Annotated in this window: 13 protein-coding genes and 1 pseudogene; all 14 read left to right on the top strand. The window is 37.2% G+C overall.

Going from position 1 to position 13031, the window contains the following annotated elements; genetic code table 11:
• The first annotated feature begins 20 nt into the window (after positions 1-20).
• Complete coding sequence (locus tag BT1A1_RS11585) at positions 21-461, top strand: type II secretion system protein (protein ID WP_034771460.1); 441 nt, start codon at positions 21-23, stop codon at positions 459-461.
• Positions 462-512: 51 nt separating this feature from the next.
• Entirely contained in the window at positions 513-1514 is a 1002-nt protein-coding gene (gene pilM, locus BT1A1_RS11580) for a type IV pilus biogenesis protein PilM (RefSeq protein ID WP_034771457.1), read from the top strand.
• On the top strand, positions 1511-2104 hold the full coding sequence (locus BT1A1_RS11575) for a PilN domain-containing protein (RefSeq protein WP_034771454.1): 594 nt from the start codon (positions 1511-1513) through the stop codon (positions 2102-2104). The genes pilM and BT1A1_RS11575 overlap by 4 nt, the downstream gene beginning before the upstream one ends.
• A complete protein-coding gene (locus BT1A1_RS17445) occupies positions 2097-2903 on the top strand; it encodes a midas domain-containing protein (protein WP_051989115.1) in 807 nt (268 codons plus the stop codon). The genes BT1A1_RS11575 and BT1A1_RS17445 overlap by 8 nt, the downstream gene beginning before the upstream one ends.
• Positions 2904-2932: 29 nt before the next feature.
• Positions 2933-3688 carry a prepilin peptidase gene (locus tag BT1A1_RS11565; protein ID WP_034771542.1) on the top strand — a complete coding sequence of 252 codons (756 nt, stop codon included), beginning with the start codon at positions 2933-2935 and terminating at the stop codon, positions 3686-3688.
• A 419-nt stretch (positions 3689-4107) separates the two neighbouring features.
• Positions 4108-5556, top strand: coding sequence for an amino acid ABC transporter substrate-binding protein/permease (locus BT1A1_RS11560; RefSeq protein ID WP_034771445.1), 1449 nt, complete (start codon positions 4108-4110; stop codon positions 5554-5556).
• Positions 5543-6271 (top strand): amino acid ABC transporter ATP-binding protein, encoded by a 729-nt coding sequence (locus BT1A1_RS11555; protein WP_034771442.1) that lies wholly within the window; start codon positions 5543-5545, stop codon positions 6269-6271. The genes BT1A1_RS11560 and BT1A1_RS11555 overlap by 14 nt, the downstream gene beginning before the upstream one ends.
• A gap of 293 nt (positions 6272-6564) precedes the next feature.
• Positions 6565-7473: a hypothetical protein gene (locus tag BT1A1_RS11550; RefSeq protein ID WP_034771439.1), complete on the top strand. Its 909-nt coding sequence runs from the start codon at positions 6565-6567 to the stop codon at positions 7471-7473.
• Between the two features lie 543 nt (positions 7474-8016).
• Positions 8017-8583: a Maf family protein gene (locus BT1A1_RS11545; RefSeq protein ID WP_034771436.1), complete on the top strand. Its 567-nt coding sequence runs from the start codon at positions 8017-8019 to the stop codon at positions 8581-8583.
• A 251-nt stretch (positions 8584-8834) separates the two neighbouring features.
• Complete coding sequence (gene radC, locus BT1A1_RS11540; RefSeq protein ID WP_034771433.1) at positions 8835-9521, top strand: RadC family protein; 687 nt, start codon at positions 8835-8837, stop codon at positions 9519-9521.
• A gap of 212 nt (positions 9522-9733) precedes the next feature.
• Positions 9734-10750 (top strand): rod shape-determining protein, encoded by a 1017-nt coding sequence (locus tag BT1A1_RS11535; RefSeq protein WP_034771430.1) that lies wholly within the window; start codon positions 9734-9736, stop codon positions 10748-10750.
• Between the two features lie 397 nt (positions 10751-11147).
• Positions 11148-12005 (top strand): rod shape-determining protein MreC, encoded by an 858-nt coding sequence (gene mreC, locus BT1A1_RS11530; protein ID WP_034771426.1) that lies wholly within the window; start codon positions 11148-11150, stop codon positions 12003-12005.
• A 3-nt stretch (positions 12006-12008) separates the two neighbouring features.
• A complete protein-coding gene (gene mreD, locus BT1A1_RS11525; RefSeq protein ID WP_034771424.1) occupies positions 12009-12548 on the top strand; it encodes a rod shape-determining protein MreD in 540 nt (179 codons plus the stop codon).
• A gap of 252 nt (positions 12549-12800) precedes the next feature.
• Positions 12801-13031, top strand: a pseudogene (gene minC, locus BT1A1_RS11520) (septum site-determining protein MinC); the annotation flags it as partial.

Below are 13031 nucleotides of genomic sequence, written 5' to 3'. Positions count from 1 at the left end.
AAAAATAGGAGGGTAATAAAATGCAAAAACGTATGAAGTTATTAAAAAACCAAAAAGGGATGACTTTGGTTGAATTATTAGCTGTGTTAGTAATTTTGGGAATTATTGCTGCGATTGCAATACCGATGATTGGGAATGTTATAGAAAAGTCTAGGGATAAGGCGGATGCTAATGAAGCGCTGAATATTATTAATGCAGCAAAAATGGCTTATTCTAACGGAGAGTATGGAAGTGGAAGTCCAGATCCTTCAACTGCAACAGAATTTTCATATACCAAAACTGAATTGGAATCTTATGTAGATGTAGATATTACAAATAATAAATACACGGTTAAATTTACAAAAGCAAAAGCTACTGATAAAAGTGGAACTTGGACTATAGTCGGACACCCAGCATCCGATAAAATTTCTGGTAAAGATAAAGCCGCTACTGAACAGCAATTAAAGAATGCTGCTAAATAAAATTAAAATCAAATTATTGAAATATATAAAAGTAATTTAGGAGGTCCACCCATGCTCAATATATTTTCAAACAAAAAATCTATCAATTTCGTCATCGATGATTATGCTATTCGGATGGTAGATTATCCGGGCGGTGGTTTGACAAAAGTGAAAAACTTGAAGGAAAAAGCCATTCCAGATGGACTGCTTGAGCATGGGCGGGTTCTTGATGAAATGGAGTTTTACGCATTTTTAAAGGATGTCGTCCAAGATTGGGGGATCAAGCATCGCAATGTCCGTTTTTATGTCCCGGATTCTCTTATGATCATGAAAAAGGTGGAATTTTCGGCTCAATTGAATGATGAAGATGTCAAAGGTCATTTTTATATGGAACTCGGACGGACCTTGTATTTGCCGTTTGATAATCCAATCTTTGACGTGTATCCTTTACCACAGGCAGATCCTTCCAACAGTCAGAGGGAAGGTTTGCTTTTTGCCGTACCGGAAGAGGAATTAAACAAATATACAGCGATATTTGAAGATGCCGGCTTGAAACCGGTCGTCGCCGATATCCGTTCCATCGGGGTTTACCGCTATTATCGTTCCATGCAAAATCATTTTGACGAAGAGACTGCGATTCTCTTTTTTGAACTTAATTTGAATTCGATTATGATTAGTATTTTTTCAGAGAATCGTCCGGAGTTTTTAAGATTTTTAGACTTGGAAATATCGTTAAAAGATTGGCGTTGTGATGTTCAGAAAGATAGTTCATTAAAGTGGATTTTTAATGGAGACGAAGAAGTCTTTTACGGTTTGTTAGATGACCAAATGATTGAGCTAGAAAGAATGATGAATTTTTATCGTTACTCGTTACATAAAGGGGAAAAATCCGTTTCAAAAATAATCTTACTTGGTGACTTTCCGCGACTTGATATTATTGTGAAAAAAATTGCTGCCAGTGTCCCGATTCCGGTAGAAATTCTGGAGGCATATCTTTCACCAGCAAAGACAGATAAAGTGGACAGGGTATTCATCCCTGCGCTGGGACTTGCATTAAAGGGGGAAGTGAAGTGATTCCAGAAATTAATTTATTACCGGAAAAAGACCGGGTGAGTCAACGATCTATGTTCATCGTGCTCGCCATTTCAATGATATGGGTTTTCCTCCTTATCTTTATGGTTATCCAATATTTCCAAATAAAAGGGGATATTGCTGTTTTCCAATCAAAAGAGGAAATGTTGACAGCTCAAAAGGCGGGACTAGAAAAGCAAACGGAAGATGCAACAAATGTAGTGGGCTATCCGGAAGCTGTAGCTTATATTGAAAAATACACTGTTCCGACTTCAAACGTCATTAAAGAGTTAATTCATTTATTGCCAAACGACAAAAGCTACCTTAGTAACTATTCCTACGATGGCAATAATGTGACAATCCAAACACAATTTGAATCATTGGATATGGTAGCCAGTTACGTGTCAAAGTTAAATGGATCAAAATTTTTTACCGATGTGAAAGTGGACAGTATTTCTACTTTTTCTTTGGAAGAGTCAGAAGATAATGCGGAAGAGGTAAATTTTAAAGAAATGCCGAGATATGACGTAAACATGAGCATTGTAATTAATCTGTCGTCCCTTTTGCAGGCCGGGGGTGAAGCTGATGAGTGATTTTTTTCAAGAAAAACGGAAAATCATCCTTTTTATTGGTATTATTTTATTTCTACTTTTAGGGTTACTATATTTTTATTTGCTTATGCCGTTAAAAGATGATGCAAATGCTGCCGAACAAAATGTGAAGCAACTGGAAACAGAAGTAGAGGCCTTGGAAAATCGGTTAAACCAAAATGAAAGTGATCAGCCGGAAAATACAGCAAAACTGGAAAAAAAGATGCCGTTATCCCGTCAATTAGATGAACTGATCTTGTCATTGCAAGAAATAGAAATGGTAAGCGGCAGTCAAATTGCCTCGATTAACTTTAATAATTATGATGGCGGATTAACGGAAGCGGATGGTACAAATGAAAATAATGAATCTACAGATGGTACGGACGAAGCGACTGCGGATGATACAAATAATAATGATGAATTAACAGATAGTAAAGACGATCCGACAATGAATGAAACAGATGAAAATCAGTCGGATGAACAAGCGACAGAGGATAATGAAAACAGTGAGGATAATGAATCCGATACGAATGATGAAAGTGAACAAGCGACGGATGAAACAGTAACTAATTTACCAACAAATGTAAAATTAATTACGATAAATCTATCCGTAGTATCACCTGATTTTGAGCATTTTCAACTATTTTTACAGGAATTGGAAAAACTGGAACGGATTACTCGTGTCGATACGCTGACTTTTACAAAACCGGCTGAACGTGAGCTTTTATATGAAAAAGATGGTAGTCAAGTTGTCACGGCAGATGTACAAATCACTACTTTTTATTATAATGGTGGTAAATAATCGAAATGATCTTTGAAGAGGAATTTGCCATGAATGAAATCGTCACTTTGTTTTTCTTTATATTTGGCTTAGTTTTTGGTTCGTTTTTCAATGTGGTCGGACTTCGTATTCCGAAAAAGGAGTCGATCATATATCCAAATTCTCATTGTACAAAATGTCATCATGAACTGTCTTGGTATGAAAATATACCCGTGCTTTCGTATATTTTTTTACGGGGAAGGTGCCGGGTTTGTAAAGCTCGGATCTCTCCCATTTATCCGGTCATGGAGCTTGTTACCGGCATATTATTTGCCTTTTCTTTTCATCAATTTGGCTGGACGTTTGAAACAGTAATTGCCGTTTTACTGTGTTCACTGCTCGTCATTATCACAGTTTCTGATATTGCCTATATGATTATTTCTGATAAAGTTCTGTTGTTTTTCTTGATTGTATTTCTCATTTTACGGATGATTTATCCGCTTTCACCATGGTGGGATGCTGGATTAGCGGCCGTGATCGGTTTTGGGATTCTCTATTTATTGGCAGTCGTTAGTCGTGGCGGAATGGGCGGCGGAGATATTAAGTTGTTTTTTGTCTTAGGTCTCGTTCTCGGAACAAAAGCCACGCTGATGACACTTTTCCTTGCCTCATTAGTCGGAGCCATATTTGGATTAGGCTTCATTTTGATAAAAGGATACCAAAAACGAATCCCGATACCTTTTGGCCCGTTCATCAGCATTGGTGCAATCATCGCCTATTTTTATACAGATTCATTGATTCAATGGTATTTGGGTATGTTTTTCTAGTATGGTAGATGGGAATCTGGTACATGAGGCAGTGGTTTAATTTTTGAAATGTTTTGCGGAAAATGGGTCAGTAATTTGGAAATGTTTAAGGAATCCAGTATATATTGGAACGGATTCCTTCTTTTTCGTATCCATGAATCGATAGTTCCATACTTCCATTGTTTTATAGTTGACTGATATTGGTTTCCTTTTTTAATATAATATTATTGAATTGAATGATTGTATCAAGATAAGGATTTTTTAAGGTTGGATTGAATAGATAATCGTAATTTGCCTATTTTCCAATGTTACACTTCCAAAATTTTCAACCAATATATACATGTTCATGTAAAGATTCCAAGATTCATATGAAAATAATAACGATCATTTTTTAATTCTGACATAAATCTTATTCAATTTATTAAAAGGAGTAGAAGTGGATGAATAAAAGAAAAATTGTTTCCAAACTGTTTCTATCGATTTTCACCTTATTTACTATTATTTCGCTAGTTTTACCATTTTCTAACGCAAAAGCAGAGGAAAAAACTTATATCATTGCGACCGATGTCACCTTTGCTCCATTTGAATTCCAAGATGAGAATGGTGATTTTGTCGGAATTGATATGGACTTACTAAAGGCTATTGCCGAAGATCAAGGATTTAAATATCAAGTGAGGCCACTTGGTTTTAATGCAGCAGTCCAAGCTTTAGAAGCAAAACAAGTGGATGCGGTTATTGCCGGGATGAGTATTACAGATGAGCGTAAACTGAAATTCGATTTCTCGGATCCGTATTTTGATTCCGGCGTCATTATGGCCGTTGATGAGGACAATAACAAGGTTTCATCTTATGAAGATTTAAAAGGTGAGCGAGTTGCCGTAAAAACCGGTACCGAGGGAGCTGCTTTTGCCCAAAGTATCCAAGATAAATACGGATTTAAAATCGTTACATTTGATGATTCTGCCAATATGTATGAAGATGTAAAAACAGGAAATTCCATCGCCTGTTTTGATGATTATCCGGTTTTGGCTTATGGGGTTAAACAAGGGAACGGGTTAAAAATCGTAACAGATAAAGAGTCTGGTAGTTCATATGGATTTGCTGTGGCAAAAGGGGAAAATGCCGAACTGCTGCAAATGTTTAATGACGGACTATCCAACTTAAAAGCATCCGGTGAATATCAAAAAATATTGGACAAGTATTTAGAAACGGGTGATGAAGAGGCTGATTCAGGTTTCTTCGGATTATTAAAGGAAAGTTTTCCAAGTTTAATGTCCGGTCTAAAAATGACAATCATCTTAACAGTTGTTTCATTAGTTGCCGCCACCATCCTTGGAGTTATTTTCGGTTTATTCCAAGTGTCAAATAAGAAACTTTTGCGTGCTATTGCAACGATCTATGTAGATATTTTCCGCGGCACACCATTACTTGTTCAAGCATTCTTTATTTATTTTGGAGTTCCTGCAGCGCTAGACATTCGAATTACCGCAGTTGTTGCCGGGATTATTACGTTAAGTTTAAATGCCGGTGCGTATATTGCTGAAATTGTTCGCGGTGGTATTCAGTCGGTCGATAAAGGACAAATGGAAGCTTCCCGCAGTTTAGGACTTCCATATCGAAAAGCCATGTCGAAAGTTGTTTTGCCACAAGCGATTCGGATCATGATTCCATCCTTTATTAACCAATTCGTCATCACATTAAAGGATACTTCGATTCTTTCCATTATCGGAATTAATGAATTGACACAAAGCGGGAAAATTATTATTGCAAGAAATTTGGAATCTTTCCAAATGTGGTTAATCGTCGGTATTATTTACTTTATTATTATAATGATCTTAACGAAAGTATCGAATCATTTGGAAAGGAGGATTAAACATGGAGAAAATTAGTGTAAAGAATTTGAAGAAAAACTTTGGCGACTTAGAAGTGTTAAAGTCGATTAGTTTAGATGTCCATGAAGGTGAAGTTATTTGTATCATTGGACCATCCGGATCCGGAAAAAGTACATTTCTTCGCTGTTTAAATTTATTGGAAGAAGTGACAGAAGGGGAAGTTATTGTCCATGGTGTTAACTTAACAGATAAAAATATAGATATTAATAAAGTTAGAGAAAATATCGGGATGGTGTTCCAACATTTTAATTTGTTTCCCCATTTAACGGTATTGGAAAATATTACGTTAGCACCTGTTGAATTGAAAAAAGCAACGAAGGAAGAGGCAAAGGAAGCGGCGTTGAAACTTTTGGAGCGGGTTGGATTAAAGGATAAAGCAGAGGTAAAACCGGATCAATTATCAGGCGGGCAAAAGCAAAGGGTAGCCATCGCACGTGCCCTAGCCATGAAACCTGATATCATGCTGTTCGATGAGCCGACAAGTGCACTCGACCCGGAAATGGTCGGTGAAGTGCTGGCCGTTATGAAACAATTGGCCGAAGAAGGTATGACGATGGTCATTGTCACGCATGAGATGGGCTTTGCAAGAGAAGTAGCCGATCGGGTCATTTTTATGGACGGAGGATACATTGTCGAACAAGGAACCCCGGAAGAAATCTTCGGAAACCCACAAAATGAACGGACAAAAGACTTTTTGAATAAAGTGTTGTAAGAAAAAGGAAGGAACTGGTTAATTACTAGTTCCTTTTTAGCAATTCCATCGTTAATGCAGTAGCTTTTTTGGAATTACTTTTCTTCAACTGTTGTCCTTTTGTCGGAATTCACCAGTCCCCCCAATTCAACAGCACCACCAAAATTGTCGAAATTCCACGAACACCTTTCCATATGAAACGACAAAAGTCTTGTTATTTTTTAAAAATCATATGATAGGATAGAAGGGAACTCTTCTAAATTGTGCAGCTAATGAAGTATTCTACAAATCTAGCAAGCTGGGAGGTACGTATAGTGGATGAGGAAAATAAAAATCAAATTAAAATAAAAATAAATGGTGAAGATAAAGAATTTAAAGAGGAATTGATCATTCATGATTGGAAAGCGAAAAGGGAAGTTGCAGCAACGGAAGAACGAGCGATTCCGCTGTTAAAAAATAAAAAGAAAAAAAGACCTGCACTCCCAAAAGGAAGAAACCATCCGGCTATCATTATTTCTTGCATCTCCGCCATTGTAATAGGAATCTTAATTGGAATTATCTTATTACAATTTATGACAAAAGACGCAAATGGAAACGGACAAGGCTCTCAAACGGTTCCAGCGAACAATGGTACAACAACAACCGGTAATGAGCAGGTTATTTTACCCGCAGTGAGTTTGTATATTTTGCAACAAGGGGCATACAAGAGTCAAGAATCGGTGGATAAAATCATTCAAGATTATAAAAAGGAAAATCAACCGGTTGCTTCCATAAATTCCGGGGACAATATACGTGTTTTCATTGCTGTAACAGATACACTCGAGACAGGCAAACAAATGAGGGAAACCGAATTTTATAAAAATACGTTCACTGAAATATGGCCAACGAAATTAGAAATGAATGAAAAAGTGATCCAGCATTTAACGGGCGATGAAAAAACATTTTTAGAATCAGCTTATCCAATATATGAAAAACTAGTAGTAGAGGGAACAAAAGCATATTTACAAGATGGCCAAAACATCAATATGGATGAATTGACAAGTGAAATTGACAAGATGAAAAACTTCAAAAAGTTACAAAAAAAGCCGGTCCAAGAATTACAGAAAAATTTAATTCATGCGTATGAGGCATTGAATGGATATTTGAAAGAGCGAAACATCGAGAATTGGCAAAAACTACAGCAATATTTATTGACTTTTGTTTCAAGCTATTACTTATTTTAAAACATTCCACCACTTAGCTTTCGTTCGGAGTGGTGGATTGCTATTATTTTCAACGGCCAATTCGTAGAGGTGGATCCAGGTCGCCTCTTTTTAGTCGGAGTGTGAAGCCGCTATTTTTATTGGAATTATTTGGCAACCGTCAAATAATCGACCCATTCCGCACATAGTGGGGAAGGGGATTAAAGTCGATTATCTACCCAAATGTCGATTTTTGAGGAGGGACAGTGGTACTTAAAGAGACATCGATCCAAACCCCGATTCATCCCCCACACAAGTAGGGAAGGGGTATACATAAAGAGACGATTTGTCTTACATATAGTAGGGAAAGGTGGACTTTGTGCTAACCTATAGATAAAATATAACAAAAGCTCATTTTTGATGTCTTTTTCGTTTCAAAATGATGTTTTATGTCAGAAAATGATGTCGAAAATGGATTTTTTGTAAGTGAAAATTAATTTTTATGTCGTTGAGTATAAAAGTATCGTTTGATAGTATTATTTTGTATCTCCCCCTCGTACAGATCTTAAACAGGAAGGTGAAAATATGGCACGCCTCATTTTAGCTTCGTCATCACCGCGTAGGCAGGAAATCCTCAAATCTTTGCGAGCATCCTTTGAGATTATAACAAGCAATGCAGATGAATCGGTCAATTGTAACATGCCTCCTGAAGAAATTGTTATGACATTGGCTGAACGAAAGGCGCAAACAGTTGCAAAGGAAAATCATGATGCATTTGTTATCGGGGCAGATACAATCGTTGTTTATAATGACCGGATTTTAGGAAAACCAGCCGATCGCGATGATGCAAAGCAGATGTTAATGATGTTATCTGGCAATACACATGCTGTTTTTACAGGTACATGCATTTTACATGGAAACGATAAAGAAATTTTTTATGAAAAGACAGAGGTTTCATTTTGGGAATTGGCGGAAGCAGAAATCGATCGATACATTCGTACAGGAGAGCCTTTAGATAAAGCGGGGAGTTATGGGATCCAAGGATATGGGGCAATCTTGGTGAAATCGATTCATGGTGATTTCTATTCTGTTGTTGGTCTACCGGTGGCAAAACTATATCGGGCATTGAAAAAGATGGGTTATCCGACCTAAGGACAAGCCTAGATCATCATATGAAAATAAGCAGTTTGTGAGGCAATCAAACTGGTATAAAATCAAATGGAAATCAGTCGTTCATGAGGCGCCCGAACTGGTATAAAACAATATAAAAATTCAGCCGTTCAGCGATAAAATAACGATGCCCCTCTTTAACATGCCCGTAAGATTTTTGTGTAAGACGCTAATCCATTTTTAGGAAAACTTTCGGTGACTTTTCCCCAAAAAATGAATAGGAGGAGATAGTTATTACGCAACAATTATTAATTAAAGATTTTCCGAAAGAAGAGCGGCCGCGCGAAAGATTTATCCATCACGGACCGAGTAGTCTTTCAAATCAAGAACTTTTGGCAATTATTTTACGAACGGGAACAAAAAATGAATCGGTTCTCCAATTGGCACAACGGCTTATAAAAGAATTTCAAGGATTACGAATGCTGATGAATGCCTCACTGGAAGAATTGACGAAAATAAAGGGAGTCGGTGAAGCAAAAGCCATCCAATTATTGGCCGCAATCGAACTTGGAAAACGAATTGCCAATATGAAAAATGAAGAACGTTACGTCATCCATTCTCCTGAAGACGGCGCAAACTATGTCATGGAAGAAATGCGCTTCTTAACTCAGGAGCATTTCGTATGTTTATTCCTTAACACCAAGAATGAAGTGATTCACAAACAAACCATTTTTATAGGAAGTTTAAATGCTTCCATTGTCCACCCGCGTGAACTGTTTAAAGAAGCATTCCGACGTTCAGCCGCCTCGATGATTTGCCTTCATAATCATCCATCCGGAAATCCCGAACCAAGCAGGGAAGATATTGAGGTTACCAGGCGACTTGTCGAATGTGGTAGAATTTTAGGAGTGGATGTACTCGATCATATTATTATCGGTGACAAACGATATGTCAGTTTAAAAGAAAAAGGATATTTATAAGCCAATTACTACTATTATTTTTTTGCACAATGAGATATAATAATACGTATGATTTTTTTGTTTTTAAAAAAACGAACGAACCCTTATTTAAATGAAAAAAGTAAGAAACGAAAATTGGTCAATAAAATGACAACATTTGACAAACGATAAAAACGTGCTGTTTATATACAACATGATGAACAAGAGAATGTATGAGAAAGGGAGATACAACCATGTTTGGAATTGGTTCAAAAGATTTAGGAATTGACTTAGGAACAGCGAATACACTTGTCTACATCCGTGGAAAAGGTGTCGTATTGAGAGAACCGTCCGTTGTAGCATATCAGACGGATACAAAGCAAATTGTTGCGGTCGGAAATGATGCGAAAAATATGATCGGTCGTACACCCGGAAATGTTGTTGCCCTCCGCCCGATGAAAGACGGGGTAATTGCAGATTATGAAACAACAGCAAAAATGATGAAATATTTTATTAATCAAGCTTTGAAAAATAAAGGCGGATTTGGGAGAAAACCGTATGTCATGGTATGTGTACCATCCGGAATTACTGCGGTTGAAGAACGTGCTGTCATCGATGCAACTCGTCAAGCCGGGGCACGGGACGCATATACGATTGAAGAACCGTTTGCAGCTGCCATTGGTGCTGATCTCCCTGTTTGGGAACCAACCGGCAGTATGGTGGTTGATATTGGTGGCGGAACAACAGAGGTTGCAATTATTTCTTTAGGTGGAATTGTTACGAGTCAATCGATTCGTATTGCCGGTGATGAAATGGACGATTCCATTATTACCTATATTCGGAAAAATTATAATTTGATGATTGGGGATCGGACTGCTGAAACGATTAAGATGGAAGTTGGATCGGCCGGTATGCCTGAGGGAATTGGAAATATGGAAATTCGCGGGCGTGATTTATTAACCGGTTTGCCAAAAACCATTGAAGTAACGCCTGAAGAAATTGCCGAAGCCCTAAAAGATACGGTATTTGCGATTGTTGAAGCGGTCAAAAATACGTTGGAAAAAACTCCGCCTGAATTGGCAGCAGATATTATGGATCGTGGCATTGTCCTTACAGGTGGTGGAGCATTACTTAGAAACTTGGACCGAGTCATTGCCAACGAAACAAATATGCCCGTCTTAATTGCCGAAAACCCGCTCGATTGTGTAGCTATCGGAACCGGTAAAGCTCTGGAACATATTGATTTATTTAAAAATAAAGTAAGAGGGTAAATGTAAGAAGCCTTTGTAAAACAATGTTGCTACTTCTGTTTTTTAAAAAATTGGATTTTCAACAACTTCGAGGTCACTGAAAAAGACAAAAATCAGCTGAACACGAGTTTCTTTCTTGTTTGCTTAGCCACCTGGCCTTAGATATGGGAGAGTAGATATCGGGAGAGGCTGTCAAGGAATTTCTCGTTGGTTTAGTGTGTTTATCCTACACTATATTGTGTAAGGTAAACTTATCAGTGGTCTCGTTACCTTCTACGTAATTTGTTCAATGTTGTCGTTCATTGCAATAACATATAAGAATCAGCAGTCGTTAAAGTCAATTGCTTTCGCGACTTCATGCGGTAAAGTGCAAGTAACAACATATAAGAATCAGCCATTAGTTAAAGAGGTGTAAATCATGCCACAATTTTTTAAGAATAAGCGTCTTATCATTTTACTTTCAGGGATTATTATCCTTGTGGCATTGATTGGTTTTTCATTAAGAGAACGGGATCAATTATCGTGGCCGGAACAATTTGTCAAAGATACAGCAGGCTTTGCCCAGATGGTTTTTGCAAAGCCTGCTCATCTTGTTTCAAACCTCGTCGAAAATATGCGAGATTTACTGCAAACCTATGAAGAAAATAAAATTTTAAAAGAAAGATTGGATGAGTACGCCCAAATTAAAGTGAAAGCGGATCGGTTAGAAAAAGAAAACGCGGAGCTTAAAGCCTTGATTGATAAGGAAAAAGATTTAGCCTCTTTTACTATCCATCATGCTTCGGTTATTGCCCGTGATCAAGATCGCTGGCAAGAAACGTTAACAATCGATAAAGGTGAGGTACAAGGAATAAAGAAAGATATGGCTGTTATAACTGCTAATGGAATGATCGGAAAAATTAAAAGTGTCGGAAAGATAACTTCTACTGTTCAATTACTTTCTACCGTAGATCGGACAAACCGAACCCACGTCGCTATTCAAGGCGAACATGATATTTACGGTTTAATTGAGGGATTTGATGTTGAAAAGCAGCAGTTGATTATTAAACAAATCCCGGCAGAAGAAAAAGTCGAAAAGGGCATGGATGTGATTACATCCGGTTTAGCAAATGTTTTTCCTAAGGGATTATACATTGGAAAAATTGAAAAGGTAGAACCTGATCAATACGGATTGACACAAACAGCTTATGTGAAACCAGCCGCGAATTTTTATAACCTTGAAAATGTCATTGTCGTTGAGAGGGAAATGACAGCTTCGGAAGAATCGGGGGAATGAGTCATGAGAAAGCAATGGTGGATTCCGGTTCTTGTGATTATTTTCTTTTGCGTGGAAAGTCAGTTTGTTAATTTTATTCCAACCCGGCTGTTTTCACAATATTGGATTGTTGTCCCGCGTTTTCTCTTTCTATTATTGATTTTTATAACTATATATTATGATAAAAAGTTAGGTCTCATTTATGCCTTGATTACGGGTTTGGTCATGGATATCGTGTTTATTGATATTTTGGGAATATATTTATTTTGGTACCCGGTTACGATTTATCTTGTATCAAAATTAATGAAAAATTGGCATGCGAATCTTTTCATTGTAGCTTTTGTTAGCTTGCTGGCGATCACACTTGTCGAATTCGGGATTTATGGGGTCTTTTCGATTTTACAAATAGCCAATATGCCACTAAAGTTTTTTGTTTTTCATCGCTTATTCCCAACCCTAGGCGCAAACCTGGCATTTTATATATTATTTTCCTATTCACTGAAAAAGTATTTTACCCGATTAAGAAAAATCAGAAGTGAAGAAGAGGGAATGTTTCAATCATAACGGTTCTGAAGATGAGTTTTACATATATTTTTGCAAATCGTGTACGCTCGCTTCCAGAAACGGGTAAAGCTCTACAGTATTTTGCGTTTACGGATTGTTCATGTGTAATTTTCGGAAAAAATTTGATTGTTAATCGTCCTGTACAAAGAGTTTATTTTTTATAAAATTTGTTTTTCGGATTTTTACAGGAAAAATAAAGGAAATTGCCTGGCTTTTGTCGAACTTTACTTTATTGAGGTGAAATCATGCATGATGAAGACGCAAAATGTCACGATAAAAGGTACAAAAGACGGGCTATTGTTACGTCTTGATGATACTTGTTCCTTTTTTGACCTTTTAAAAGAAGTTGAAGAGAAATTGTTTCCACATTCACAGCTCATGGACGATTCTCATGAAGTTTCTGTTCGTATTCATACCGGTAATCGATTACTTACCAAGGAACAGGAACAGCAATTAAGAGAATTAATCAGTCCGGAAAAAAAC

Source organism: Caldibacillus thermoamylovorans (assembly GCF_000751775.1).
In the GTDB taxonomy this organism is placed as follows: domain Bacteria; phylum Bacillota; class Bacilli; order Bacillales; family Caldibacillaceae; genus Caldifermentibacillus; species Caldifermentibacillus hisashii.
This window is presented reverse-complemented; position numbering and strand designations above follow the sequence as displayed.